27 protein-coding genes and 1 tRNA gene are annotated in these 25,897 nt (G+C 65.9%); 11 read left to right on the top strand and 17 right to left on the bottom strand.

Going from position 1 to position 25,897, the window contains the following annotated elements; all coding sequences use genetic code 11:
• Nucleotides 1-27: 27 nt before the first annotated feature.
• The 3 genes from fliD to ACP7BL_RS11335 are packed head-to-tail and all read left to right on the top strand — an operon-like array spanning nt 28 to nt 2,563.
• Nucleotides 28-1,494, top strand: coding sequence for a flagellar filament capping protein FliD (gene fliD, locus ACP7BL_RS11345; protein WP_137902896.1), 1,467 nt, complete (start codon nt 28-30; stop codon nt 1,492-1,494).
• Nucleotides 1,491-1,895 (top strand): flagellar protein FliS, encoded by a 405-nt coding sequence (locus ACP7BL_RS11340; protein ID WP_033965696.1) that lies wholly within the window; start codon nt 1,491-1,493, stop codon nt 1,893-1,895. The genes fliD and ACP7BL_RS11340 overlap by 4 nt, the downstream gene beginning before the upstream one ends.
• Nucleotides 1,892-2,563, top strand: coding sequence for a response regulator (locus ACP7BL_RS11335; RefSeq protein WP_426258356.1), 672 nt, complete (start codon nt 1,892-1,894; stop codon nt 2,561-2,563). The genes ACP7BL_RS11340 and ACP7BL_RS11335 overlap by 4 nt, the downstream gene beginning before the upstream one ends.
• Here the strand turns inward: ACP7BL_RS11335 and ACP7BL_RS11330 are convergent.
• Genes ACP7BL_RS11330 through argH form a run of 5 tightly spaced genes read right to left on the bottom strand, consistent with a single transcriptional unit; the run spans nt 2,538 to nt 7,161 of the window.
• On the bottom strand, nt 2,538-3,488 hold the full coding sequence (locus ACP7BL_RS11330) for a zinc transporter ZntB (protein ID WP_126849255.1): 951 nt from the start codon (nt 3,486-3,488) through the stop codon (nt 2,538-2,540). The genes ACP7BL_RS11335 and ACP7BL_RS11330 overlap by 26 nt on opposite strands.
• On the bottom strand, nt 3,485-4,264 hold the full coding sequence (locus ACP7BL_RS11325; RefSeq protein ID WP_426258355.1) for a precorrin-2 dehydrogenase/sirohydrochlorin ferrochelatase family protein: 780 nt from the start codon (nt 4,262-4,264) through the stop codon (nt 3,485-3,487). The genes ACP7BL_RS11330 and ACP7BL_RS11325 overlap by 4 nt, the downstream gene beginning before the upstream one ends.
• The gene (gene lysA, locus ACP7BL_RS11320; RefSeq protein WP_426258354.1) at nt 4,257-5,525 is read right to left on the bottom strand and encodes a diaminopimelate decarboxylase; all 1,269 of its coding nucleotides are present in this window, start codon (nt 5,523-5,525) and stop codon (nt 4,257-4,259) included. Before lysA ends, ACP7BL_RS11325 begins: the two co-directional genes overlap by 8 nt.
• A 14-nt stretch (nt 5,526-5,539) precedes the next feature.
• On the bottom strand, nt 5,540-5,794 hold the full coding sequence (locus tag ACP7BL_RS11315; RefSeq protein ID WP_033964666.1) for a hypothetical protein: 255 nt from the start codon (nt 5,792-5,794) through the stop codon (nt 5,540-5,542).
• Nucleotides 5,791-7,161, bottom strand: coding sequence for an argininosuccinate lyase (gene argH, locus ACP7BL_RS11310; RefSeq protein WP_426258353.1), 1,371 nt, complete (start codon nt 7,159-7,161; stop codon nt 5,791-5,793). Before argH ends, ACP7BL_RS11315 begins: the two co-directional genes overlap by 4 nt.
• A gap of 19 nt (nt 7,162-7,180) precedes the next feature.
• On the opposite strand from argH, the gene ACP7BL_RS11305 reads away from it, so the two are divergent.
• Nucleotides 7,181-7,744 carry a TlpA family protein disulfide reductase gene (locus ACP7BL_RS11305; RefSeq protein ID WP_033964675.1) on the top strand — a complete coding sequence of 188 codons (564 nt, stop codon included), beginning with the start codon at nt 7,181-7,183 and terminating at the stop codon, nt 7,742-7,744.
• Nucleotides 7,745-7,754: 10 nt separating this feature from the next.
• On the opposite strand, the gene ACP7BL_RS11300 is transcribed toward ACP7BL_RS11305, so the two are convergent.
• The 4 genes from ACP7BL_RS11300 to ACP7BL_RS11285 form a co-directional block, all read right to left on the bottom strand.
• The gene (locus ACP7BL_RS11300) at nt 7,755-8,129 is read right to left on the bottom strand and encodes a YdbL family protein (RefSeq protein WP_033964668.1); all 375 of its coding nucleotides are present in this window, start codon (nt 8,127-8,129) and stop codon (nt 7,755-7,757) included.
• Nucleotides 8,129-8,362 (bottom strand): YnbE family lipoprotein, encoded by a 234-nt coding sequence (locus ACP7BL_RS11295; RefSeq protein ID WP_052192311.1) that lies wholly within the window; start codon nt 8,360-8,362, stop codon nt 8,129-8,131. Before ACP7BL_RS11295 ends, ACP7BL_RS11300 begins: the two co-directional genes overlap by 1 nt.
• Entirely contained in the window at nt 8,359-11,514 is a 3,156-nt protein-coding gene (locus ACP7BL_RS11290) for an intermembrane phospholipid transport protein YdbH family protein (RefSeq protein ID WP_426258352.1), read from the bottom strand. Before ACP7BL_RS11290 ends, ACP7BL_RS11295 begins: the two co-directional genes overlap by 4 nt.
• 105 nt (nt 11,515-11,619) lie before the next feature.
• Nucleotides 11,620-11,693: transfer RNA gene (locus ACP7BL_RS11285), tRNA-Gln, on the bottom strand.
• Nucleotides 11,694-11,862: 169 nt separating this feature from the next.
• Between ACP7BL_RS11285 and ACP7BL_RS11280 the strand changes: the two genes are divergently transcribed.
• Both ACP7BL_RS11280 and ACP7BL_RS11275 read left to right on the top strand, forming a co-directional pair.
• Nucleotides 11,863-12,921, top strand: a complete 1,059-nt coding sequence (locus tag ACP7BL_RS11280) for a Ppx/GppA phosphatase family protein (RefSeq protein WP_231565051.1) — start codon at nt 11,863-11,865, stop codon at nt 12,919-12,921.
• Nucleotides 12,918-13,610, top strand: coding sequence for an RlmE family RNA methyltransferase (locus ACP7BL_RS11275; protein ID WP_033964670.1), 693 nt, complete (start codon nt 12,918-12,920; stop codon nt 13,608-13,610). Before ACP7BL_RS11280 ends, ACP7BL_RS11275 begins: the two co-directional genes overlap by 4 nt.
• Before the next feature lie 132 nt (nt 13,611-13,742).
• Here ACP7BL_RS11275 and rpoZ read toward each other — a convergent pair whose 3' ends face one another.
• Nucleotides 13,743-14,087, bottom strand: coding sequence for a DNA-directed RNA polymerase subunit omega (gene rpoZ / locus ACP7BL_RS11270; RefSeq protein ID WP_033964671.1), 345 nt, complete (start codon nt 14,085-14,087; stop codon nt 13,743-13,745).
• Nucleotides 14,088-14,203: 116 nt separating this feature from the next.
• Between rpoZ and ACP7BL_RS11265 the strand changes: the two genes are divergently transcribed.
• Together ACP7BL_RS11265 and ACP7BL_RS11260 are read left to right on the top strand one after the other, a co-directional pair.
• Nucleotides 14,204-15,376, top strand: a complete 1,173-nt coding sequence (locus ACP7BL_RS11265) for a phospholipase D-like domain-containing protein (RefSeq protein ID WP_126848546.1) — start codon at nt 14,204-14,206, stop codon at nt 15,374-15,376.
• Nucleotides 15,373-16,695, top strand: coding sequence for an MFS transporter (locus tag ACP7BL_RS11260; RefSeq protein ID WP_033966506.1), 1,323 nt, complete (start codon nt 15,373-15,375; stop codon nt 16,693-16,695). Before ACP7BL_RS11265 ends, ACP7BL_RS11260 begins: the two co-directional genes overlap by 4 nt.
• On the opposite strand, the gene ACP7BL_RS11255 is transcribed toward ACP7BL_RS11260, so the two are convergent.
• Nucleotides 16,657-18,945: a CDC48 family AAA ATPase gene (locus tag ACP7BL_RS11255; RefSeq protein ID WP_033966505.1), complete on the bottom strand. Its 2,289-nt coding sequence runs from the start codon at nt 18,943-18,945 to the stop codon at nt 16,657-16,659. The genes ACP7BL_RS11260 and ACP7BL_RS11255 overlap by 39 nt on opposite strands.
• 368 nt (nt 18,946-19,313) lie before the next feature.
• Here ACP7BL_RS11255 and ACP7BL_RS11250 point away from each other — a divergent pair, with 368 nt between their 5' ends.
• Nucleotides 19,314-20,204 carry a LysR substrate-binding domain-containing protein gene (locus ACP7BL_RS11250; protein ID WP_209612700.1) on the top strand — a complete coding sequence of 297 codons (891 nt, stop codon included), beginning with the start codon at nt 19,314-19,316 and terminating at the stop codon, nt 20,202-20,204.
• Nucleotides 20,205-20,335: 131 nt separating this feature from the next.
• Here the strand turns inward: ACP7BL_RS11250 and ACP7BL_RS11245 are convergent, their stop codons facing one another.
• Nucleotides 20,336-20,806: a peptidylprolyl isomerase gene (locus ACP7BL_RS11245; protein WP_010405437.1), complete on the bottom strand. Its 471-nt coding sequence runs from the start codon at nt 20,804-20,806 to the stop codon at nt 20,336-20,338.
• 159 nt (nt 20,807-20,965) lie between these two features.
• Here ACP7BL_RS11245 and mgtE point away from each other — a divergent pair, with 159 nt between their 5' ends.
• Together mgtE and ACP7BL_RS11235 are read left to right on the top strand one after the other, a co-directional pair.
• Nucleotides 20,966-22,366, top strand: a complete 1,401-nt coding sequence (gene mgtE / locus ACP7BL_RS11240) for a magnesium transporter (RefSeq protein WP_426258351.1) — start codon at nt 20,966-20,968, stop codon at nt 22,364-22,366.
• Between the two features lie 24 nt (nt 22,367-22,390).
• The gene (locus ACP7BL_RS11235; protein ID WP_033967242.1) at nt 22,391-22,810 is read left to right on the top strand and encodes a DUF1489 family protein; all 420 of its coding nucleotides are present in this window, start codon (nt 22,391-22,393) and stop codon (nt 22,808-22,810) included.
• A 21-nt stretch (nt 22,811-22,831) separates the two neighbouring features.
• On the opposite strand, the gene ACP7BL_RS11230 is transcribed toward ACP7BL_RS11235, so the two are convergent.
• The 5 genes from ACP7BL_RS11230 to ACP7BL_RS11210 all read right to left on the bottom strand — a co-directional run bounded on the left by ACP7BL_RS11230 (nt 22,832) and on the right by ACP7BL_RS11210 (nt 25,878).
• Nucleotides 22,832-23,512, bottom strand: a complete 681-nt coding sequence (locus ACP7BL_RS11230; RefSeq protein ID WP_426258350.1) for a GIN domain-containing protein — start codon at nt 23,510-23,512, stop codon at nt 22,832-22,834.
• A 43-nt stretch (nt 23,513-23,555) separates the two neighbouring features.
• Nucleotides 23,556-24,299, bottom strand: a complete 744-nt coding sequence (locus tag ACP7BL_RS11225) for a head GIN domain-containing protein (RefSeq protein WP_426258349.1) — start codon at nt 24,297-24,299, stop codon at nt 23,556-23,558.
• A gap of 124 nt (nt 24,300-24,423) precedes the next feature.
• Nucleotides 24,424-24,957 (bottom strand): CarD family transcriptional regulator, encoded by a 534-nt coding sequence (locus tag ACP7BL_RS11220; protein ID WP_010161421.1) that lies wholly within the window; start codon nt 24,955-24,957, stop codon nt 24,424-24,426.
• A gap of 243 nt (nt 24,958-25,200) precedes the next feature.
• On the bottom strand, nt 25,201-25,542 hold the full coding sequence (fdxA, locus tag ACP7BL_RS11215; RefSeq protein ID WP_033967381.1) for a ferredoxin FdxA: 342 nt from the start codon (nt 25,540-25,542) through the stop codon (nt 25,201-25,203).
• A 33-nt stretch (nt 25,543-25,575) separates the two neighbouring features.
• Nucleotides 25,576-25,878, bottom strand: coding sequence for an RNA-binding S4 domain-containing protein (locus ACP7BL_RS11210; RefSeq protein WP_033967383.1), 303 nt, complete (start codon nt 25,876-25,878; stop codon nt 25,576-25,578).
• Nucleotides 25,879-25,897 lie beyond the last annotated feature (19 nt).

Here is a 25,897-nt window from a genome sequence, read left to right as displayed (position 1 = left end):
CATGAGTTTGGGAGCAAGACCACAGCCATGGTGACCACCACCGCAACCCAGTCGATCCTCACTTCGCTCGGGGCCGGATCCGGCGTCGACACGGCATCGTTGGTCGCCTCCCTCGTGCAAGCGCAGTTCGCTGCCAAGAACGCGTCGCTGACCAAGCAGGAAGATGCGCTCACCGCGCAGATCTCCTCGGTCGCCAAAGTGCAAAGCGGCATCACCAGCTTTGCCGCCGGGCTCAAGACGCTGGTGACGGGCGGCACCTTGGTGACACAGCCTACGAGTTCGAACACCAGCGTCCTCACCGCGACTGCGCTTCCGGGTGCGAAATTGTCGGGTCTCGCCGCCTCGGTCGAAGTGACTCGCCTCGCCACCGCGCAGGTGGCCACCAGCGCAACGTCCTTCTCCAGCCGGGATGCCACCGTCGGCACCGGCAATCTGACGTTGACCCTCGGCACAGCGACCGTCGACAGCGGCGCGTTGACGGGCTTTACTGCGGGAACCGCCAAACCGGTGACCATCGCCATCGACAGTGCGCACCAGACGCTTTCGGGAATTGCATCGGCAATCAACGCCGCGTCTGCCGGGGTGACCGCGAGCATCGTCACCGACGCCAATGGCACTGCGCGCTTGACGCTGAAAGGCGCGACCGGCACCAATCAGGCGTTCACCCTCTCCAGCGACACGCCGGCACTGTCCGCACTCAACGTCGGCGTCGGCGAGAGCGCGACCACGATCGGCAGCGCGGCTGGTAATGCCCAGCTGAAACTCGACGGCGTCAGCATCGAACGCTCGAGCAACACAGTGTCCGATCTGGTTGAGGGGGTGAAGCTCGAACTTACCGGCACTGCGGTCGGCAAGCCGGTGACCTTGGGCAACACCAAACCGACTGCGGCACTATCGCAGGCAGTGACGGATTTCGTCGATACCTACAATCAGCTGCAGGCGGTGCTCAAGACCGAGACCGATTCCACCTCGGGTGCGCTGCGCAACGACAATAATGCGACCAGCCTGGCGCGCGCGCTGCGCGCATTGCCGCTGACCACGCTGACGACGGGCGCGGCGGCAGGCGACCCAATCAACCTTGCCTCGATCGGCGTGTCGACCAATCGCGACGGCACGCTGAGCGTCGATTCGACCAAGCTGAACGCTGCGCTGACCAATACCCCGGATGCGGTGGAAGCGCTGTTTGCCAATGGCACGGGCGCAACCGGCGGCGGCATCGCCGCGGCGCTGGATGCGATCTCGACCGCAGCAGTCGACCAGAAAGTGACCATCAACGGCAATGTCGAACATATCGGTCTGGTCGGCAGCACCGCGCTTTATACCGCTGCCAAGACCAAGGTGACCGACGCCGAAGCCAAGGTCGCCACCGACACCACGGCCTATCAGGAACGCCTGACCAAGCAATATGCCGCGTCCGACGCGCTGGTGGCCAAATACAAGGCATCGCAAACCGCGCTGACGAACCAAATCGCGCAGTGGAACAAAACCGGGTGAGCACCGCCTACGCAACCGCTTTCGGCCGCAACCCGGAGGCGACGTATCGTCAGATCGAACTCGCCGGACAGACCGCCGAGGCCGATGGGCCAGCGCTTGTCCAGTTATTGTATGACGAGGCGATCCGCGCCTTGCGCGGGGCCGCGTGGGCTGCCGAGAACGGCAATTATGCGATGAAGAGCGAAAAGGTGACGCGTGCCACCGCGATCCTGTTCGCGCTGGAGGCGGGGCTCGATTTCGACGCCGGTGGCACCGTCGCCCCCGCTTTGGCCAACCTCTATGCCGGAGCGCGGCAAACCGTGGTCAATGCAAGCATCGGCAGCGATCCGGCTCCGTTTCGCGAGGTCGCAGCGACGCTCGACGAGATCGGCCAGGCCTGGCGTACCGTGCGCGCCGCATGACCAGCCCCCTGTCGCAACGGAATGGCACCCGCATAACGCCGCCGCAATCGCGCACCGACGCTACCCCGCCGATCGAGTCCCCTGCTTCGACACCGTGCGCAACACCGCCCGCGACCGGCACGATCCTGGCGATCGACGATAGCCGCACCAGCCTCAGCGTGCTCGGCCAGCGGCTCGGTCAGCTCGACTATCGCACCGCGCTCAGCGACAACGGATCAGAAGGGCTCGACCTGATTGCGGCGCGCGGGTTCGATCTGGTCCTGCTCGACATGGTGATGCCGGGCATGTCCGGCCTTCAGGTTCTGCACGAGATCCGCAGCAATGCCGATACGGCGGACTTGCCGGTTATCATGATGACCGGTCACCGCGACCCCGCCGCCGCGATCGACGGACTCGCGGCCGGTGCCGACGACCATGTCGCCAAGCCTCTCGACTTCGATGTCCTTGCCGCACGGATTGCCCGCGTGCTTGCTCGCGCCCGACGAATCACCGAGCTCAAGCGCGCCAATGCAGCGCTCGATGCCCGCGTTGCGACGCGTGCGGTCGAACTGGGCGAAACCAGGGCCACGCTCGCCGCGACGCAGGCCGAGCGCAAGCGCCTGGCTGCGTCGGTCAAGGCGCTGACCGACCGGATCCAATGGCTCAGCCGAACCAGCGTTTCGCGCTGAAATACCCGATGATCCCGATCGTGATCGCAATGCAAATCCCGCCGATCGCGTCGAACGCCCAAGGTTCCTTGGCATAAGGCAACCCCTCGACATTCATGCCGTACAACCCGGTCAGGAAGGTCAGCGGCAGGAAAATCAACGCCACGATCGAGATCAGCAGTGCGCGCGAATCGATCTGCTCGGCGCGCAGATCGGTCAGAGATTCATGCATGAGTGCCGAGCGTTCGCGGATCGCTTCCAGTTCCTCGGCCATACGCGCCGCGCGGTCGGCCGCGGAACCGAGATGCAGCCGGTCATCATCATGCAGCCAATCGCAAGGAAGCGCCGCAAGTTTCTCCAGCGCGGCGCGCTGCGGCTGCAGGAAGCGCCGATAGCCGATCGCCGCAACGCGCACCTTGGTCACACCGCGACGCAGTTCGAACACTTTGTCCGCATCGAGATCGGCTTCGCAATCATCGAGACGGTCGCCGAGATCGGCAACTTCGGGATCGAGCTCTTCGGTAATCGCCACCGCGAATTCGGCGATCAGGTCGCCTGGGTCGCGGATATGGCCGCCCTCGATCAGCTTCACGACATCGTCGATCGCGGTCACCGCACGCCGGGTGACCGAAATCACCCGCCCCGCCACCGCCCAGATCCGCAGCGACGCGAGCGGGTCGGAGGTGGTCATCGCTTCGTTCGAGCGCCCGCGCAAATTGAGGAACGCGCCATCGCCCACCGCATCGCAGCGCGGGCGCGATTCCGACGTCGTCAGCGCATCGACGATATAATCGGGGGCTTTGGCGGTGTCGGTCAGCCACGCCTGCGCATCTTCGTTGTTCGAGGTGAGATGCACCCAGACCAGGTCGCCAGTCGCCGCGATGGCCTGGCCGATGTCGATCCGCGCCGCCTTGCCGTCGGCAACGCAATAGGCAAAACCGCTCATAGTTTCTCCAGCCAAACCGAAAGCCCCGGCTCGCGCGTAACGGGCGGACCTGCGCAGAGGATCCGCACCGCATCCGCACGCGCGCGGTCCAGAACGGCAGAGGGAGCGGATGCCGCCGCATAAATCCGGTCGGCCAAAGCGAGCGCGCGCGCCTGGGCAAGCGTGAGATCGTCGGGATCGTCCGAGACCAGACGGATATGGACGAATTGGTCGCGCTGCGCGATCGGCGACAGCAGCCATGGCTCGACCGCCTCCGGCCCCGCCGCCAATGGATCGAGCGCTCCGCCTTGCGCAAAGGCCGCGCCCAGCGCGCGCCGCCGCGCCTCCAGCGACGGGAAAGCGAGCCGGATCGTGGCCCGCCAGCGGTACAGCGCGGTCGCGAGGGGCCCGAGCGTTTGCGGCAGCAGCGTCTCCAGCCGTTGCCGCACCGCCGCCGCCAGCCCGGCCGAGGCACCGCCGGTGCCAATCGCGACGATCACGGGGTTGCGATCGATGATCGCGGGCAGCGTGAAGTCGCAATCATCGGGCCGATCGACGGCGTTGACCAGCACGCCGCGGGCCTTCAGCCGCGCGATCACCGCTTGCGCCTGCGCAGGTTCCTCCAGCGCGACGATGGCCAGCGCAGCGCTCGCGTCCTCGCCAACGATTTCGGCCCCGGCGCGCTCCAGCAGGCGGCGCTTGGCGTCGGCGGCTTCGCCCGTCCCAACAAGAATCACCGGCCGCCCGGCCAGCCGCACGAACAGCGGCAGACTGTGCAGGCGGGCGTCGTCAGTCACTCGGCGTAAGCCATTCCGGAATGCGTTCGGCGGCGAGGATCGTCTCGGGCAGGATGCGGTCGGCAACTACCGCAAACCGGTCCCCATCGACCAGCACTTCGGGCACCAATGCGCGGCTGTTATAGGTCGACGCCATCGTAGCGCCATAAGCGCCGGCCGTGCGGAAAATGGCGAGGTCGCCGCTCTTCACGGCATCGATGTCGCGGCCCATCGCGAAGGTGTCGCCGCTTTCGCACACCGGCCCTGCAATGTTCGCGATCATGCGTTCGCCGGTTGGACGGACCGCCTTGAAATCATGCCAGGCGTCGTACATCGCCGGGCGCATGAGGTCGTTCATCGCTGCGTCGACAATGACATAAGGATTGATCGCGCCGGGCTTGACCCAGATGACCTTGGTCAGCAGCACACCCGCATTGCCCGCAATCACGCGACCCGGCTCGAACATGAGCCGCACGCCCCAGTCCTTGGTCGCGCGGGCGACCATCGCGCCGTACTCAGCCGGGCTCGGCAAGACATCGCCGTCGCGATACGGCACGCCCAGCCCACCGCCCAGATCGACGCGTTCGATCGGGAAGCCAAGCCCGCGCAAGTGCGCGACCAGTTCCCCAACGCGCCGATAAGCCGCCTCCAGCGGCGCGAGATCGCTCAACTGGCTGCCGATGTGGATCGCGACACCGCGCAGCGCGAGCCCGGGCAAGCCCGCCAGCCGCCCGAAAATCGCCGGGGCCTGATCGATCGGCACGCCAAACTTGTTCTCGCGCTTGCCGGTAGAAATCTTGGCGTGGGTGCCGGCATCGACATCGGGATTCACGCGCAGCGTCGCATTGGCGACCAGTCCGCGCGCCGCCGCCAGCCCGGCCAGCACGACGCCTTCTTCTTCCAGCTCGAGATTGAACTGGCCGAGCCCAGCCTCAAGCGCCGTGGTCAATTCGGCAACGGTCTTGCCGACGCCCGAAAACACCACGTCGCTGGCCGGAATCCCCGCCGCCAGCGCGCGCGCCAGCTCGCCGCCCGACACGACATCGGCACCATAGCCCGCATCCGCCATAACGCGCAGCACCGCGAGATTGGGATTGGCCTTGATCGCATAAGCAAGGTGGACATCCCCCGCCCCCGCCAACCCTTCGCGGAACACGCGCGCGTGGCGCTTCAGCGTCGCGGTCGAATAGACATAAACCGGGGTGCCGACCGCCTCGGCAATCACCGACAACGGCACGCCTTCGCAGTGCATCGCCCCATCGACGAGCGAAAAATGATCCATAGAAACAGCCTAAATCAGTTGGGGGGCGGCAAATCGAAATCGTCGCCGCGCCGCTGCTGCGAGTTCTTGAGCACTTCGTCACTGCGCTCGGGGCGGGCCTGGTCGCTCGGTTTTATCAAATCGGCAGGCGTCGGCGTGGCGGTCGCCCCATAAGGCGCGACCGGCAATGGTTGGCCCTTGGGCGGTTTCAAGGTGGTCGCCGAACCACAACCCGCGAGCAGCGCGATCGACCCGAGGACCATCAAACCCGGCACCCGCGTGAGTGTCATGACCGTTTCCCTTCGCGTGCCGCCGCAATCGCCGCCCGCACGCGCGACGGCGCGGTGCCGCCAAAGCTCGTGCGGCTGGCAACCGACGCATCGACCGACAACACGCCATAGACGCGATCGTCGATCCGCGCATCAATGGCTTGCAAATCGGCCAGCGGCACCGCGTCGAGCTTCACCCCCAGCGCTTCCGCGCGCGCCACTGCCTGGCCGGTGATGTGATGCGCCTCGCGGAACGGCACGCCTGCTTCGCGCACCAGCCAGTCGGCGAGATCGGTCGCGGTGGCGAAACCGGCTTCGGCAAGCCCGCGCATCCGATCGGTCCGGAAGGTCGCGCTTTCGACCATGCCCGTCATCGCCGCGATCGACAGCCCTAGCAAATCATGCGCCTCAAACACCGGCGGCTTATCGTCCTGCATGTCCTTGGAATAGGCCAGCGGCAGGCCCTTCATCGTCACCATCAGCGCGGTCATGCAGCCGAGGATGCGCCCGGCATGGCCGCGCACCAGTTCGGCCGCATCGGGGTTGCGCTTCTGCGGCATGATCGAGCTGCCGGTCGACCATTGATCCGATAGAGCGACGAAGCCGAACGGCTGCGACGCCCACAGCACGAATTCCTCGGCAAGCCGCGACAGATGCAGCGAACATTGCGTCGCCGAGGTCAGATAATCGATCGCGAAATCGCGGTCGGACACGCCATCGAGCGAATTGCGCGTCGGACCATCGAAGCCGAGCGCCGCCGCCGTCATCTCCCGGTCGATCGGGAAGCCGGTGCCCGCCAGCGCAGCCGATCCCAGCGGCGACAGGTTCATCCGCGCCCGCGCATCGGCGAAGCGGCTGCGATCGCGCGCGATCATCTCATAATAGGCCATCAGATGATGGCCGAGCGTCACCGGCTGCGCGCTCTGAAGATGCGTGAAGCCCGGCATCACGCTGTCGGCATGCTGCTCGGCGCGGGCGAGCAAGGCGTCCTGAAACGCGCCCAACGCCGCATCGACCTCGTCGATCGCATCGCGCACCCATAATTTGAAATCGGTCGCGACCTGGTCGTTGCGTGAGCGCGCGGTGTGCAGCCGCCCGGCAACCGGGCCGATCGCCTCGGCCAGGCGCGACTCGCTTTGCATGTGGATGTCTTCGAGCACCATGTCCTCGGCCACGCCATGCTCGGCATAATGCGCGGCAACGGTGTCGAGGCCAGCCGAGATCGTGGCGGCATCCTCGGCCGAAACGATGCCGGTCGCGCCCAACATCGCGACATGCGCCTTGGACCCGGCGATGTCCTGTCGCCACAAACGCTTGTCGAACGGGATCGAGGCATTTATCGCCCGCATGACAGCGGTCGGCCCTTCGGCAAAACGACCGCCCCACATCGCATTGGATGCGCCCGATATGTCTTTACGCTCGGTGATGGTCCCGGTCCTGCTACTCGGAGTGCTTGGCGGGTGCGATAAGCAAGTCTCGTCCAACGGGCAAGACGCGCTCGCGCCCACCGCCAATTCCGCGCAGGCCACCGCAGAACCGGCTGAGACGCACGCGATCGACCGCAGCCACAAGGGCGAAGCCGCCCCCGCGGTCACGTTCGAAGACCCCGATGGCAAGCCGATGACGCTGGCGGCGTTCAAGGGCAAGCCAGTGCTGGTCAATCTCTGGGCGACCTGGTGCGGCCCGTGCGTCAAGGAAATGCCGACGCTCGATGCAGCGGCAGCAACCATCACCGTCGCCACGATCAGCCAGGACAAGGACCGCCCGACCGTCGCCGGTTTCTTCGCCAAGCACAGCTTCGCACGGCTGAAGCCCTATCTCGACAAGGATGTCGGCTTCAGCATCACCTATAATGCCAGCCTGCCGATGAGCATCCTGTTCGATTCGACCGGTCACGAAGTTTGGCGCAGCACCGGCGGCATGGACTGGACGAGCGCCACCGCCAAGGCCGCGCTCGCCGAGGCCAAATAACGCGCGCCGCTCAGATACAGCGCGAATCGCGTTCCGGCGGGGCGGCGGTGCGCGTTTTCCAAACGCCGTCGGGGCCTTTATATTTCTCGCCTGGCGCGGTCTTCAGGATCAAATTGCACCCGCTGGTAAAGGCGAACTGCTCGACCGTGGCACCCGACGCCGCGCTTTGCTGGGTATACGCCGCCTTGCGCTGGATGTTGATGTTGTTGACCAGCGCGCGCACCGCCGGGCTCGCGCTGCCGACCACGCCGAGATAGCCATCGGGCTGCTCGCCCACTTCGCCCGCCGCGCGCGCCGCCTGATAGGCCGGATCACGCTGGGCAACGGCCGCAGACGCACCGCCGACCAGCAGGAGCGTCGCGATCGATATCTTGAGCCTGTTCATCAGAAAATCCCCGGTTGCGACTGAATCAAATTCTTGGCCTGGCCATCAAGACGATAGACCACTTCCTGCGTCACGCTGATGTTGAGATTGATGACGATCGGTTTGTCGGGCGCGGTCACATTAACGCATGCCGTCTGGGCAAGACAGAGCGCGCACAGGCCCAGGATCGTCAGTCTCTTCATTACACTGTTGCTCGGCCGGTCCTTCATCATCGTCAATGCTGTTTCGGTCATGGCACGGTCCTGCTGTCGGAGGGCTGAATGGGGGTGGCGGGCGTCGGCGGCACCGCGCGTTTATTTTGTTCTTCCAGCAGGGTCGGCAAATTGCGTTCGACCAGCCGCTTGGGATCATAGAAATTCTGCACCGAATCGGCGAGCTGGCGGAACGGTGCGGAAATCCTGAGGTTGAACACGATCGGCAGCTTCTGCAGCCGGTCGAACAGGAAATTGCGCTTGGCGCCCGCGCCTTGCGCAATCCCGGCGAAACGCACTTGCGTGATCACCTCGCCCGCCAGCGGACCGTTCATGACGATGTCGAGATTGCGATAGCGCAGCGATTTCAGCGACTGGAACGCGAAATTCCCCCAAAAGCCGAGGTCTTTCTGCGTCACTTCGCCGACATAGGCGATCGTGCCGCCGCCGGGGTGCACCACCAGATTGCCGTTTTCGATCCGCCCGCCGCGCGCATCGAACACCATCGGCAGCGCGCCGTCGAAAATGCCCGTCGCGTTCAAATTCTTGAAGTCGAATTGCTGGAGAAACTGGTCGGCCTGCACGCCCGTCACGCGGAAGGTCAAATGGCGTTCCTGCGCCTCGTCGAAATCGAGGAGGGTCGGTTCGAGCGACAGGCGACCGCCGGCAAAGGGCCATACGCCCTGCTCGACCCGCACCCGCGCGCCCGGCAGCAACTGATAGCGAACCACGCCGTCATTGACCGCAACGCCCGGGTTGAGGCTTTTGATCGTCGCGACCTGCCCAGGCGCGCTCTCGAGATTGAGCAGATCGGTAAAGCGGATTTCCCCGGCAATGCCGCTCGCCGGGCCAAAAGCGGCGGCCAGATTGATGCCCCCGGTGCGGAACACGCCGTCGCTCGTCACGGCTTGCGGTGTCCAGCGAATATGCCCCTCTCCGCTGGTCGCACCCACGACATTGGCGATGACGCCAAAGGTCAGCGGGGTGAGGTGATCGGGCTGGAAATGCTCGTCGAAGGTGATGCCCGGGACGATCAGATCGGCGCGGCCCGTTCCTGTGCCGAGATCGTGCGCGATGGTGACATCGGCCACTTTCACGCCCTGCTTCGGTTCGAACAGCGTGCCAGTGGCGACAATGTGGTTGTCGGCCAGCGTCACGGCCGCGCCGCGCACCGCCATAGGGTGGAACCGCGGACTGGCGGCACTGTCCGCCACCGCGAGTCCTCCCGCCAGCGACAGCTTGCCCTCGGCAAAGCGCCAATTGCCATTGGCGGCCGACAGGAGCAGCGGGACGCTGCCGATTTGTCCCGCTGCTCCGTCAAAGCTGCCCTGCGGGCGATTGGCGGCAAACGCCCCGGCCAATCGCGCCACATCGAGCCGGGTGATCCGCTCTGCCGTCCCGACCCGCACACCAAGCCCCGCCAGCACGAAGCGACGGTCTTCCAAACTCCACTGCGCCTGCCGCATCACCAGTTCCAGCGGCGACGCGCCCAGTGTCCCAGCCAGTCGGATCGGCCCGATCCCGCCTCCGCCGCGCAACACGCCGCGCTCCAGGCGCGCCAGTCCGCCATCGCGGGGGCACAGCGTCATCGAAGACCGCCGCAAATCGATGCCCGAAAGGCGTAGTCGCGCGAACCCGAGCGGGGCACATGTGGCATTGACGGTCAAGCGGGAGCCCCCGTCCCACGTCGCCACGATCGGCAAGCGCAGCGATTCGACCCGACCGTCGCCAAGCGGCCCCGACACATCGATCCTGGTCGTGACCTGGGTCGCGCCATCGTTGCGCGCGGTGAAGGCGACAGGGGCCAACACAAGCTGCGATGTCCCGACGGCATAGGGTTTGATGATCGCTTGACCGATCAACGGGCTGCCCGCAGCATCCTGCATGACCCGAACCCGTGCCTCCGGCAAGCCGCCGCCTGCCATCTCGGCGGCACCCGCGATCCGCCATCCGCTGCGGGCCCCGCCATAGGTGATGTCAGCAGCGCCCGAGGCACGAAGGTTCACGCCCGACGCAGTCGCGAGCGCCAGTCGCGACATCCGTACCCGCCCCTGGGCACCGCCGATCGTGGCGGTTATGCGGGCATCAACACTGACGGAACGCGCCGCCGACCGTGTCGCCATCACCACCTGCGTGGCCATCGGCCCGAGCGGCGTTCCCGCGCTCGCGCTTTGCCACGAATCGAGCTGCGTCAACCGGGCGGGAGAGAGTTGCGCTGCCACCGCCCGCGCGTCGCCATCGAACGTGAAACCACCATTCGCGTACCGATAGGCTCCGGTCAGCGCGGCCTGGCGTCCGGCAACGCCGCTGGCGGCGAAAGGGCCCGAATGCAGGTCGACAGCACCCGACAGATCCTTCCCCGATCCAGCGAAGGACACTGGCCCCATGATCGTGCGCGCGCCCACACCGCTCCGCGCGACAGCCGCGATACCAAGCTGTGCCTTTCCCTTCCATCGGTCGAGCTGCCGGTTCAGCACCACGTCTAGGTCGACGGCTGCTCCCGTCGCTTGCACGCCCGCACAGTCAGCGCGTGCGGCGCGGACGGGGCCGCTGACGCTTGGCCGTGCTGCCAGCACCTGTATCGCCACATCGGCGGAAACGTCGTCCAGCCGACACCCGCCAACCGCGAGCCGCGCCGAGGTCGCGCGCAACCTCCCCGAAAAGCCATCGTCCAGCGCCCCGGATCCCGTCGTCGCCAATGCGAGCGCACCATAAGGCGTCGTCAGCGCGATGCGCGCGTCGGCAATGTCGACTCTGATGCGCGGCAGCGCGAATGCCGTACCCGCGGCTTGGGGCTGCAGTCGGTCGATGGCACCGAACGAGACCTTTCCGTCGGCCAGTCGCCCGCGCATGGCGAGATGACCGATACGGACCGCCGTAACGCCGACCCCCGAAAACCCCAGGCTGGTATCCACTTCCAGCCAGTCGGCGCGCAAATCGGGATTGGCCGGATCACCGAGGACGACATTGGTCAGGCGCTGTGTGCGCAGGCCAATTTTCTCGATCTGGTAGCGCGCGGGAACCCCGCGAGCGCGAAGCGTATCGGCAATGAAATGCTCGGCGAGCGGTTTGCGCGCCAGCCACAGCCCAAGCAAAACCGCCCCCAACGCCAAGCCGAGCGCGCCCAGAACATAGCGCCAGCGCAGCCACCGGGCGAGACGGTCACCTCCTGCTGCCGATACGCTTCCGTTCACCCGACCTCCCATAACCCGGCCATGCAACGTGCGGGCGTACCCCCCATCAACCCAGCGCGCGCGAGATCGTTGCGCGCCAGTGGGTCGGAAAAGGAAGGAGATGGCTGGATGCCCCGTGAGGATTCGAACCTCAATAGGCGGTATCAGAAACCGCAGTCTTACCATTAGACGACGGGGCAACGCCGGGGTCGCGCTCTACGGGCGAGCGCCGCGCATGTCAACCGATGGCAGAGGCGCAGCGGGGTCGCTTGCCGGTCGACCGACCATCCGCTAGGATCCCGCCCAAGCACCGAACGGCGCGCGACCCGCGCGCCGCGACGGCAGAACAGAATAAGCGAGTCACACGGCATGGGGGATCGATCGCCCGATATGCCGTACCGGCAGGTAAAGCCTGCCCGTTCGGCGCCGACCAACGGCAAACCAAGAGGCGGCACCGCACTCGTTACACGCGGGCGAGATCCACGCCACTTCGCCGCACTTGACCTTGGCACCAACAATTGCCGCCTGCTGATCGCGCGACCACAAGGCGATGGATTTGCCGTAATCGACGCTTTTTCGCGGATCGTGCGGCTGGGCGAAGGCCTGGCAAGTTCGGGACGCTTGAGCGACGCTGCGATCGAACGCACCATCGCCGCGCTGAAAATCTGCGCGGACAAATTGAAGCGCCGCAACGTCACCCTGTCGCGCGCGGTGGCCACCGAGGCCTGTCGCCGCGCCAGCAACGGGGCCGAGTTCATCGCTCGCGCTTATGCCGAAACCGGGATTTTGCTCGACGTTATCACCGCCGAGGAGGAGGCGCGGCTCGCGGTGCTCGGGTGCCATGCGCTGATCGAGCCGGGCGAAGACCCTGCGCTCATTTTCGACATTGGCGGCGGATCGACCGAACTGGTTCTGGTCGACACGCGCGGCCCCGACCCGAAGGTGCTGGACTGGCACAGCGCGCCATGGGGCGTGGTCTCGTTGACCGAAAGCGCCGGCCATGGCGACGGGCCGGAGGGCCGCGCGGCCGCTTATGCCCGCATGCGCGCGCTGGTTACCGAAAGCATGGCCCCCTTTGCGGCGCGGCTGCCACGCGGCATCGCGGTGCCGCGCCTGCTCGGCACATCGGGAACCGTCACCACGCTGGCAAGCGTGCATCTCGGCCTGTCGCATTACGACCGGGCGCAAGTGGACGGTTTGATCGTCCCCGCCAGCGCCATGCGGCGCATCAGTACCGAGCTTGCGGAAATGGACTTGCGCCAGCGCGCGCAATTGCCCTGTATCGGGTCGGAACGCGCCGATCTGGTCGTCGCTGGTTGCGCCATTCTGGAAACCATTCTGGACTTGTGGCCGGCCGAACGGCTCGGCATCGCCGATCGCGGCATTCGCGAGGGCATTCTTCGACGCTTGATGGGAAATGGTGCATGAGCCGGGATGGTGGCGGCCTGAGGGTCCGCGTGAAGACGGCACGCAAGCGCACCGCGCAATCGACGCGCTGGCTCGAGCGGCAATTGAACGACCCGTATGTGAAGCGCGCCAAGGCCGACGGCTTTCGCAGCCGCGCGGCCTATAAATTGAGCGAGCTGGACGAACGCTTCGCCTTCCTGAAGGGCAAGCGCCGCGTGGTCGATCTTGGCATCGCGCCGGGTGGCTGGTCGCAAGTGGTGCGACGGCTGGTGCCCAAGGCGGCGATCGTCGGGATCGATTTGCTCCCGGTCGACCCGATCGACGGCGTCACGATATTTCAGCTCGATTTCATGGCCGATGTCGCGCCCGAGCGACTGATGGCGGCGCTCGATGGCGCGCCCGACCTTGTGCTGTCGGACATGGCGGCCAATACCGTCGGCCATCCCCAGACCGATGCCTTGCGCACGATGGGCTTGGTCGAGGCGGCTTTGGCCTTTGCCATTGACGTGCTGGAGCCCGGCGGTGCCTTTGTCGGCAAGGTCTTCGCAGGTGGTGCTGACACCGCCCTGGTGGCGGAGATGAAGCGCAATTTCGCGACGGTGAAACACGCCAAGCCCGCCGCCAGCCGCAAGGCGTCGAGCGAATGGTATGTGGTGGCGCAGGGTTTCAAGGGTCGCGCCAAGGCCGCGACGGAACCAGACGAGGCGTGATCTGGGAGACGTAAATACGGTGTGGCAAACCACGCCGTCGGACGGCAAACGCGGGAACACGCCCCGCGCTACCGCCGTCCGCCACTTGGGTGACCCGCGTCTAACGCAAAGCGTCAGGCGCGGGCGTCATACTCAGCCTTCGTAGTCCGCGCCGAGATTCTGGTTGCGCGGGGGAGCCGCTGCGGTGAGGCGCAGCGCTTCGGCTGAAGCCGCCAGCGAACCGACCGCATCGGCAACATCGTCATCGTCCATCTGGACGCGCTGCAGACCGGAGACGACCGATTCCTGCAGATGCGCGGGCTGCACCAGCTCCTCGGCGATCTCGCGCAGCGCGACGACCGGGTTCTTGTCGCGATCGCGATCTAGCAGCAATTCAGCACCACCCGAAATCTGCCGCGCGCGCTGGGCGGCGAACAGGACGAGATCGAAGCGGTTGGGAATCTTGTCGACGCAATCTTCGACAGTGACGCGCGCCATGAACGGCTTCCTTGCTTGTACGACGATAGTCGGAAAGGCGGCGATTTAGGCTGGAAGTGCGCGGGAGTCAAGGAAAGCGGGTTGCATCCCGCCAGCGGCCCCGCCAGAGCAGGCGGATGGAGAGCCCGCGCGAACAACCGACCTTCACGGTCGCTGGCAACCGCCTGACCATGCTCGATACGGGTCCGCGACGTCTCGACACGCTGATCGCGCTGATCGACGGTGCCAAACACACGCTGCGCATCCTCTACTACATCTATGTCGATGACGCGGCCGGGGCCAAGGTGCGCGGCGCGATGATCCGGGCGGCGGCGCGCGGGGTGAAGGTATCGCTGGTGGTCGACGGCCTGGGCAGCGAAGTCGCCGAGAGCCATCACTTTTTCGAACCGCTACGCGAAGCCGGCGTCGAGGTCTGTCGCTTCGTGCCGCGCTGGGGCAGGCGCTATCTATTGCGCAATCACCAGAAATTGGCGCTGGCCGATGGCGAATCCGATCAAGCGCGCGCCATTATCGGCGGCTTTAACGTCGAGGACAGCTATTTCGGGACACCCGCCGAGCAGGCATGGCGCGACCTCGGTTTGCTGGTCGAAGGGCCCGCCGCGCAGCGCATCACCGGTTATTTCGATGCGCTGGCGCGCTGGGCCAAGCGGCCCAAGCCTCCGTTGCGCGCACTGCGCCGTGCGCTGAAGACGTGGAGCGAGCCAGATGGCAGCGTGCGCTGGCTGTTCGGCGGCCCGACCCGCAGGCTGTCTCCCTGGGCGCGCGCGGTGAAGCGCGATCTCGAAGCCGCCCAGCGCGTCGATCTGATCTCCGCCTATTTCGCGCCGAGTCCGGGGATGCTGCGGCGGCTCGACGCGGCCGGGCTGCGCGGCCGGGTGCGGATCGTGCTGGCGTCCAAAAACGATCACGGTGCCGCGATTTGGGCGTCGCGCTTCACTTATGCCGGGCTGCTGCGCAAGCGCGTGCAGATCTACGAATATCAGCCGACCAAGCTGCACACCAAGCTCTTCCTGATCGACGACGTCGTCTATATCGGCTCGGCCAATTACGATATTCGCAGCCTGTTCCTGAACCTGGAAATGATGCTGCGGATCGATGACCCGGCCTTTGCCGCGCATGTCCGCGCCTATGTCGATAACGAGGTGGGTGAATCCGAGCGGATCACCGCCGAACATTATCGCGCCACCACCGGCTGGTGGACTCGCACCAAGCAGGCCGCTGCCTTTTTCGTGATGACCGTGCTCGACTATAACGTCACCAAGCGGCTCAATTTCGGGCGCGAGCGGTGAAGCGGCAAGCGCGGATCGATCGCGATTTCGCGTTGCTGTTCACCGTCATGCTGACGATCGCGGCGGGCAACACCGCGCTGCAATCGGTGCTGCCCGCGCTTGGCCGGTCGCTGCGCGTGCCCGACAGCGCGGTGGCGGCGGCATTTTCGGTATCGGCACTGCTGTGGGTGCTGGCGGCGCCGTTCTGGGCGAAGCGGTCGGACCGGCACGGACGGCGCGCGATGATCCTGCTCGGCGTCGGTGGTTTTGCCGTGTCGCTGAGCGTATGCGGCGTGTTTCTCACCGCCGGGATCAATGGCTGGATCGGCGGGACGGCGGCGTTCCTGTGCTTCATCGTCGGGCGGCTGATCTACGGCACCTTCGGCGCAGCGGCACCGCCCGCCGTCCAGGCGTTGGTCGCAGGCAATACCTCGCGCGCGCAACGCACCAAAGCCCTGACGCTGTTGGGATCGGCCTTTGGCCTTGGGACCATCCTTGGCCCCGCCATTGCCCCCTACCTGATCCTCGGGTCGCTCGGCGGGGTCGAGATCGGGCTGGCGGGCCCGGCCTTCCTGTTCGCGCTGTTCGGGCTCAGCGTGTGGATCGCGGTGCGGCAGATGCTGCCCAACGACCTGATCCCGCAGGCGGGGACGCATGGTGCGGCCAATGCCTATCCTTCGATCGGCGGGCAAAGTTCGGGTGCGAGCATCATGGCGGCGACCGAGCCGCATAGCGAGCAAGTGGGCTATGCCGACCCGCGCATTCGGGGCTGGATGATCGCGGGGCTGATCATGGGCCACGGCCAGGCGATGACGGGGCAGGCGATCGGTTTCCTCGTGATCGACCGCTTGCATCTCGCCCCGGCGCTCGCGCTGCAACCGACCGGTATCGTGCTCATGATGGGCGCGGGCGCGGCGCTGCTGGTGCAATGGGGGATCATCCCCAATCTCGATCTGCGACCGCGCGCGATGATGCTGACGGGGCTGCTGATCGCGACGCTCGGCTGCGTGCTGACCGGGCTGGCGACGTCGCTCTACAGCATCGCCTGCGCCTATGCGCTCGCCAGCGTCGGCTTCGGCTTTACGCGCCCGGCGTTTACGGCAGGGGCGTCGCTCGCGGTCGGGCATAACGCGCAAGGGGCGGTTGCGGGGAAGGTCACCTCGATCAACGGTGCGGCGTTCGTGCTGGGGCCGTCGATCGGGGTGGGGCTGTATGAAGCATGGCACCCGCTGCCCTATCTGACAGCGGGTGCCGCAATGCTGCTGCTGTTCCTCTATGCCCGCTTCACCTTGCGCGAACCGTCAGCGATCTCCCTCGCGGGGGCGCAATTGCCCCGGTGAGACGAAGCCGATTGGCTGCAGCGACGCCGCATCCTGCTTCAGCCGCGTGCTCATCGATTCATATTCGCGTTCGAGCTCGGGCGTGACCGAGGCGCGCGATTCGCCCAGCGCAATCTCGAAATGCGCCATCGTCACCTGCGTGACGGCCAGCGATTCGCGCAAAGCCGTGAGCCCGGCGCGCCGCACGAGATCCTCGAGATCGGCTCCGGTGAAGCGATCGGTCCGTCGCGCGAGTTCGTCGAGATTGACGTCCTCGGCGATCGGCATCTTGGCGGTCTGGATCGCCAGGATGCGCGCGCGCCCGTCGAGGCTCGGCACGCCGACATAGATCAACTCGTCGAAGCGCCCCGGCCGCAGCAAGGCCGGGTCGATCAGGTTGGGCCGGTTGGTCGCGCCGATCACGACGACCGATTGCAATTCCTCCAGCCCATCCATCTCGGCGAGGATGGTGTTGACGACGCGTTCGGTCACTTGCGGCTCGCCAAGACCGCCGCCGCGCGCGGGCACGAGCGAATCAAGCTCATCGATGAAGATCACGCACGGTGCCACCTGCCGCGCGCGCGCGAACAATTTGGCGATTTGCTGTTCGCTCTCGCCATACCATTTGCTGAGCAGATCGGACGAGCGCGTCGCGATGAAGTTCGCCTGCGCCTCGCGCGCGACCGCCTTGGCCAGCAGGGTCTTGCCGGTGCCGGGCGGACCGTAAAGCAGGAAGCCCTTGGCCGGGCGAATGCCCAGCCGCCGGAACGCATCGGGGTCCTTCAGCGGGAGTTCGACACCTTCCTTCAAGCGCATCTGCGCTGAATCGAGACCACCGACATCGTCCCAGCGGACGCGCGGTGCCTCGACCATCACTTCGCGCATCGCCGAGGGCTGCACGCGCTTCAGCGCATCGACGAAATCCTCGCGGGTCACGGCGAGCGTGTCGAGGATCTCGGGCGGGATCGTGCCCTCCGACAGGTTGAGCCGCGGCATCAGCTTGCGCACCGCCTCGATCGCCGCCTCGCGCGCGAGTGCGGCAAGATCGGCCCCGACAAAGCCATAGGTGGTGCGCGCCAGCTCATCCAGATCGACCTTGTCGCCAAGCGGCATACCACGTGTGTGGATGCCGAGAATCTCGCGACGACCGCGCTCATCCGGCACGCCGACGACGATTTCCCGGTCGAACCGACCCGGACGCCGAAGCGCCTCATCGATCGCTTCGGGGCGATTGGTCGCCGCGATCACCACGACATTGGCGCGCGCTTCCAGCCCGTCCATCAGCGTCAGCAATTGCGCGACCAGCCGCTTCTCGGCCTCACCCGACACTTGCCCGCGCTTGGGCGCGATCGAATCGATCTCGTCGATGAACACGATCGAGGGTGCCGCCTTGGCCGCTTCCTCGAACACCTGACGCAACTTGCCCTCGGATTCGCCGTACGCGGAGCCCATGATCTCGGGCCCGTTGATCAGGAAAAACTCGGCGGCGGATTCGTTGGCAACGGCGCGCGCAAGCCGCGTCTTGCCGGTGCCGGGCGGCCCGTGCAGCAACACGCCCTTGGGCGGATCGACGCCAAGACGCTGGAACAATTCGGGGTAGCGCAGCGGCAATTCGACCATTTCGCGCAACTGATCGATCGTCGGGCCCATGCCGCCAATATCGTCATAGGTAACGTCGGCGCGGCGCGCTTCCTTCGGCTCCTCATATTCGGGGCGAAGTTCAATTTCAGTATTTTCGTCCACATGCACCACGCCCTTGGGCACGGTGGAGATCACCGCGAGGCGGATTTCCTGGAGCGCATAAGCCGGCGCGCGCAGCATATTCTGCACACCGGGGGGCATGTTGTCGACGCGCTGCTGCCCTGCGGTTGCGACGACGTCGCCCTGCGTCAGCGGGCGGCCCAGGAAGGTGCGCTTCAACGCGTTGGACGAGCCCTGCAAACGCAGATTCTGCTGCGCCGGGGCAAACACCACCCGCGTCGCCGCCTTCGATTCGACACGGCGGATTTCGACGAAATCGCCCGACCCGACTCCCGCATTGGCGCGCTGAAGCCCATCGATGCGGATGATCTCAAGCCCTTCGTCCTCGGCATAAGGCGCGACCGCGCGCGCGGGGGTGGAGGATTTGCCAACGATCTCGATAACATCGCCCTCGCCAAGACCGAGCGCGGCCAGCAGCGCGCGGGGCACGTGGGCGAGCCCGCGCCCGCTATCCTCGGGACGGGCGTTAGCGACCTGCAATTTCCGAATCGGCGTCTCGACGTCCGCCATAGATCTGTTCCTCGCTTAAACCCGTCGCTGCGCAGGGCAGTCGGCCAGGTGTTGAGCGCGCGAGATAGGAACGTGGTTCCACAAATGCGAGAGCGCGGGCGAAGTCGTTACGGAAGGCGTTGATAAAACAAAAAAAGGGCCGACCCTGTGAAGGATCGGCCTTGAAAGTTTTAGGAGAGGATGCCTGAAAGGCACCCCCTATGTGCCGTGCGGCGTTCCATGTTGCAAGTGCGAAAGAACCGATTGCGATTGCGCTTTCTGCAATCGGTGCTTTTCTTTTGCAGTCGAGAAATGATAGCTTTCGAGCGAACGGTATTTTGGTGCGCTGCACAAGATAGCGCAACCATAAGGGAAGAGGCCATTCCATCATGCGGAGATTGCCGCCATTGACCGCAATCGAGGCGTTCGTGCAGGTCGCACGGACGGGGTCGATCAAGGCTGCATCGCAGGAACTCGCTTTGTCGCCGCCCGCGCTCAGTCGTCGCATCCAGGCGCTGGAGCGCTTCATCGGACGCCCGCTGTTCGAACGGCGGCATCAAGCGGTCGTGCTCAATGCCGATGGCGACCGCTTGCTGCAGCAAATTGCCCCGGCGCTCGACCAATTGTCGGACGCGGTCGAGATCATGACCAGCAACACCGACGTGCTGCGGCTGCGCCTCGGCATCCTGCCGCTCTACGCCTCGCAACGGCTGTTTCCGCGCTTGCCCGAACTGCGCGCCAAGCACCCCGAATTGCATTTGGATGTCGACACCGCGCAACACGGCCTGGCGCGCCTGGGCGAAGGGCTGGACGCGGTGATCGCGCTCGCGCGCGAGATCGACCCGTCGCTGTATGCGCGGCGGCTGGATCGCAATCAGGTTTATGTGATTGGGGCGCGGCACTTGCGCGAAGGTGCCGACCCGATCGTGCGACCGGAACAGCTCGCGGGCCTGACCGCGCTGGTCCATCGCGATATGCCCGATACGTTCAGCGCCTGGCGCGCGGCGGCGGGGCTGACCGACCTGGAGCCGCTGGCGATCGACCATTTCGATTCGGGCGCACTGATGCTGGAGGCGGCGGCGCAGGGGCTTGGCATTGCCTTCATGCACGCCAGCCATTTTGAGGATGCGCATGACGACCGGCTGGTGCGGCTGTTCGATATTCCGGTGGAAAGCCCGTACAGCTATTGGTTCGCCTGTCGCCCGCGCGCGCTGACGCAGCGCCCGGTCAAGCTGTTTCACGACTGGCTGATCGACACCATCGCCGATCCGAGCGTGTAAATCTCCCTCTCCCCCTGGGGGAGAGGGTCGGGGAGAGAGGCCGTCCACGGGCGCCCCCTTGATACTGCCCCTCTCCCGACCTCGCTGCGCTCGGCCACCCTCTCCCCGCAAGCGGGGAGAGGGAGATAGCGTTATTCCGCGCGCGCCTTCACGATCTTGCCGGGCTCGCGCGGCGGCTCGCCCTTGGGGAGCGCGTCAACATGCTCCATGCCCGAGGTCACTTCGCCCCACACGGTATATTGGCCGTCGAGGAAGCGTGCATCGTCGAAGCAGATGAAGAACTGGCTGTTGGCCGAGTTCGGGCTCTGCGCGCGCGCCATCGACGCGACACCGCGGACATGCGGCTCCTTCGAGAATTCGGCGGCGAGATTGGGCTTGTCCGAGCCGTGCATGCCGGTGCCGGTGGGATCGCCACCCTGCGCCATGAAGCCGGGGATGACGCGGTGGAACACGACGCCGTCGTAAAAGCCGTCATTGGCCAGTTCGGCAATCCGCGCGACATGGTTGGGCGCGAGATCGCCGCGCAGCTTGATGACAACATCGCCGCCTTCGCCATTTCCGGTGTCGAGCGTCAGGGTAAGGGTTTCGGGAAGTTCGGCCACGGAGGCTCTCCTGCTATTATCCGTAATGGTCCGCCGTAGCGATGCCGGGCACGGCTGGCAAATCCGCAACCGCGCAGCCAGCGCGCTGGGTCGCGTTCGCTTGGCTTTGCGGCGGGGCGACGCTACACCGCCATGGTCGCGTGGCTGAGGAGGTCTGACATGAGCGAGACCGATCTGCCCGAAACCGACGTCGATACCGCGCAGCTTGACGAGGACGATCGGCTCAAGCCGGAATTCGTCCGCTCGGTGCTCGATGCGGTCGAGGATGGCGACGCCGAGGCCGCGCGCGCGCTGGTCGAGCCGCTCCACCCCGCCGACATTGCCGATCTGTTCGAGCTGACCCCGCACGAACTGCGCGCCGCGCTCGCCACCGCGCTCGAAAACCTGCTCGACGGCGACGTGTTCGCCGAGATGAACGATTATGTCCGCGAGGATTTGATCGACGCGCTGTCCGCCACGCAAGTCGCCGACATCGCCTCCGAGCTCGATACCGACGACGCGGTCGCGATCATCGAGGACATGGAGCCCGCCGACCAGCGCGAAGTGCTCCGCGCGCTCGACCCCGACGACCGCGCCGCGATCGAGGAGGCGCTGCGCTACCCGGAGGAATCGGCCGGTCGCTTGATGCAGCGCGAGCTGATCGCGGTGCCCGAACATTGGTCGGTCGGCGACGTGCTCGACTATCTGCGCGGGCATGAGGAGTTGACCACCGATTTCTGGGAAATCTTCGTGGTTGACCCGGCGCACAAGCCCGTCGGCACCGTGGCCTTGTCGTGGATCCTGCGCACCCCGCACGGCATCGCCATCAGCGATGTGATGCAGCGCGAACAGACGCTGATCCCGGTCGACATGGACCAGGAAGAGGTGGCGCTCCGCTTCCAGAAATATGCGCTGATTTCGGCCGCCGTGGTCGATCCCGCCGGGCGGCTGGTCGGGATGATCACCGTCGACGACGTGGTCCACATCATTTCCGAAGAAGCCGGCGAGGACATTCTGCGCCTGTCCGGCGCGGGCGACGGCGACATTAACGAACCGATCCATTTGACCGTGCGCACGCGCATCACCTGGCTGGTGGTCAATCTCGGCACGGCGATGCTGGCGGCATCGGTGGTGGGGCTGTTCCAGGGCGAGATCGGGCGCTTCGCCTTGCTCGCGGTGCTGATGCCGATCGTGTCGGGCATGGGCGGCAATGCCGGCACGCAGACGCTGGCGGTGATGGTGCGCGCGATCGCGACCAACCAGCTGACCAGCTCCAACACCGGGCGTATGATCTACCGCGAATTCCGCATCGCCGCCGCCAATGGCGCGATGCTGGGCGCGCTGATCGGGATCGGCACCCTGCTGATCTTCGGCAACGCCAATCTGGCGATCGTGATTGCGATGGCGATGGTCATCAACAATCTGATCGCGGGGCTGTCGGGCGTCCTGATCCCGGTGACGCTCGACCGGCTCGACATCGATCCGGCGGTGTCGTCGGCGGTGTTCGTGACGATGATGACCGATGTGATGGGGTTTTTCTCGTTCCTCGGGCTCGCCACGCTGTTCGGGCTTGGCGGTTAGCGCACGCCGCCCCATTTGGCGCAGATGCCGTTGCATTTGACCAAGGTCGCGTTCGGCGCGACCAGCCTCGACCATCTCGCCGAACGCCTGCGCCAGCGCGGGGCCGAAGGGCCGGTGTTCCTCACCACGCGCTATTTGCCCAAACGGCATGAGGAAATCGCCGGGCCGGGTGCCGAAGCGGGCGGCTCGCTGTTCTGGATCATCAAGCACACGCTGGTGGCGCGCTCCCCGATCCTGCGCTTCGGCGAAGCCGAGGGCGGGCGCGTGGCGATCCATATCGACCCCGAACTGGTGCTGACCGAAGGCCGCCCCAAGCGCGCGCATCAGGGCTGGCGCTATCTTGAAGCCACCGACGCCCCCGCCGATCTCGGCGAGGGCGCGGTGGCGGGCGATGCCATTCCGGCGGCGTTGCTGGGGAAATTGTCGGCTTTGGGGTTGCTGTAGCGGCTTGAGAGGCCCGCCCTGCTATTGGCCCACCGCCGCGCCGCCACAGGTAATCGCGCCGCCCACCGCCTTGGTCTTGCATTTGGGGCTGCCGAGCACCGTCACCGCGCCCAGCCCCGTGGTCATGACATCGGCGAAATAGCGCGCGCTGGCCGTGATCGGACCCGCCCCGCCGTTGCGGATGACAATCTGGTCGGCGTGCAGCGCGGTCGCATCGATCGTGCCTGCGCCACTGGAGATGATCCGCACTTGCCCGCCGCGTCCGCCCAGCGTCAGCGTGCCCGCACCGATCAGCGTTACATTGACCTGTTCGGCTTCGATCGCCGGCGCGACGATCGTGCCACCGCCCGTCAATTGCACATCGACGCGTTGCGCGCGCAGCGGGCCGGTGATGTCGAGCTTGCCGCCCCCGATCACGGTCGCGACGCGCAAATCGGTGGTGCGCAGATAGACGACCGCGCCGCCACCCGCCGCGCTCCGGGGCGCGGCGCGGACGATCAGCGTGCCCGCCTCGACATGGACATCGACCGCGTCGGGCGCGCCCGTGATCCGTGCGCCCGGCCCGGCGCGCGTCGCCAAATGCACCTCGAACGGGCCGTCCACACGGACCCGATCGAATTGGGTGACAAAGGCCGTGCGGTCCGCCGCCTCAAGCGGGGCGGCGACGGCAAGCAGCGGCACGACAAGCGCGAGACGGTTCATCGTCGCCGAGCATCCCCGCTCGGGCCGCCCCATGCAAGTGCTATCAGCCGCCGCAATGCACCTCGCCCGAGCCAATCTTGGTCGTGCTGCATTTGGCACTGCGGCCAAGATCGACATCGCCCGACCCGACCACCGAGACCGACGCGCTGCCAACCACCTCGGCGCGGACATTGCCCGATCCGGCGACCGACACGCTGGCGCTGCGCGCGTTCAGCCCGCCAGCCGCGACATTGCCCGATCCCGCGACATCGACCGTCAAGCGATCGACCGCGCCCTTCGCGGCGATATCGCCCGACCCGGCGATCGACAGTTTGGCGTGCGGCACTGTCAGCAACGCGATGCTGAGATTGCCCGAGCCTGCGCTGTCGCCGTCGAAATCGCCCCCCGTTACGCGATCGATCGCCAGATTGCCCGATCCCGCGATTTGTGCGGCGGCGATGCGCGGCATCGTCACGAACACCTTGACGCTCCGATGCTGGCCACCCCAACTGAAGCCGCTATTGGGCTTGCGCCCGACCCGGAGCGTGTCCCCGACGCGCTCGATCTTGAGCTTGTCGAGTTCGGCGCTCGGGCCCTCGGCGCGGACCGAGAAAGCCGGGCCGACGCGCACATCGACATCATCCGATCCGCGCAGCGCGACCCCCGTGAAACCGGTGATCGCGAAGGTCCGTGCGGTACCGGTGCCCGCAGCGGAAGCGCCGGGGCCGCCATCGTCTCCATCAACCGAGCAGGCCGCCAATGGGGCAGCGGTCAACAGCAAAGCGGGGAGCAAGAGGATGGCGCGCATAAGGGTCTCCTGTGTGTTGCCGTAACAATACACCCCTGGATCGCGCGCGCAACAAAAAAGGGCGGCTGTCGCCAGCCGCCCTTTTTCGAGATTCCGTCGCCAATGCGAATCAGGCCGGGGCGGATCAGGCCGGGGCCTTGTCCTTATTGTGGATCGCGGCGGCCTTGCGCAGGATTTCGAGGATCTTTTCCTGTGCGGTCGGCTCGTCGACCTGCTCCATCGCGGCGAGTTCGCGGGCGAGACGGCTGGTCGCGCCTTCGAAGATCTGCCGCTCCGAATAGCTTTGCTCGGGCTGGTCGTCGGCGCGGAACAGATCGCGGACCACTTCGGCAATCGACACGAGGTCGCCCGAATTGATCTTGGCCTCATATTCCTGGGCGCGACGCGACCACATCGTGCGCTTGACGCGGGGCTTGCCGGTCAAGGTTTCGAGCGCTTCACGCAACGTCTTGTCGCTGGACAGCTTGCGCATGCCAACGCTTTCGGCCTTATTGGTGGGAACGCGCAGCGTCATGCGTTCCTTTTCGAAGCGCAGGACATAGAGTTCGAGTTGCATCCCGGCGATTTCCTGCCGTTGCAGTTCGATCACACGGCCAACGCCGTGCTTGGGGTAAACGACATAATCGCCGACGTCGAAGGACAGCGCCTTGGCAGCCATTCCGTAAGACCTTTCTGTGGACCGGGATTCCCGGGGCAGCGCGTCCGCAGCAGCAAGGCTGAAGAGGCGCATGCAGGGTTTTGAGTGTATACGTCTCCGTGCCGGATTTGCGCGCGACGGCGCTTCCGTACGATCCTTTTAACAGAGTCGTAATAAAATTACCAGCCAAACGTCGCTCCATGCGCGGCGTTAACGCTCAAAGGCGTGGCGGGTTGCCTATCCTGCTACCCATTTTGGGACGGATCAGTCGCCCGCGCCGGGCTCGGCCGAGAAATATTTGTCGTACTTGTCCGCCTCGCCCTTATGCTCATCGGCATCGGCGGGGGTCTGGTCGGCCTTGCGCGTGACGTTGGGCCATTGCGCGGAGAAGGTCGCGTTCAGCTCCAGCCAGGTCTCGACGTCCTTTTCGGTGTCGGGCAGGATCGCTTCGGCCGGGCATTCGGGCTCGCACACGCCGCAATCGATACATTCGCTGGGGTTGATGACGAGCATGTTCTCGCCCTCATAGAAGCAATCGACCGGGCACACCTCGACGCAATCCATGTACTTGCACTTGATGCAGGCATCGGTGACGACGTAGGTCATTGAAACACTCCCGGAGCAACGAACCGGTTGCTGCTATGCCCGAGCGCTTCCGCCGTCAACGCCTGCGCGCATGGAAGGCGCATTTTCGAGCAGGTCGACATAGCAAGCGCGGGCTTCGTCCGCCGGACCACGGCGCAGCGGCAGCGCCTCGACGCGCAACGCGCGAACGCGTCCGCCAGGGGTGACGAACGCAATGACACAGCCAATGCGCACCGGCGCGGCGGGCTTGTCGATCGCGCGGCCATCGAGCCGAACATGCCCGCTTGCCGCCATCGCCTGTGCCAGGCCGCGCGTCTTGGCGATCCGCGCGAACCACAAGAAGCGGTCGATCCGCATCATGCCCTGCGTCGCCGCC

It is taken from the genome of Sphingomonas sp. DC1600-2 (assembly GCF_049897605.1).
GTDB lineage: Bacteria > Pseudomonadota > Alphaproteobacteria > Sphingomonadales > Sphingomonadaceae > Sphingomonas.
This window is presented reverse-complemented; position numbering and strand designations above follow the sequence as displayed.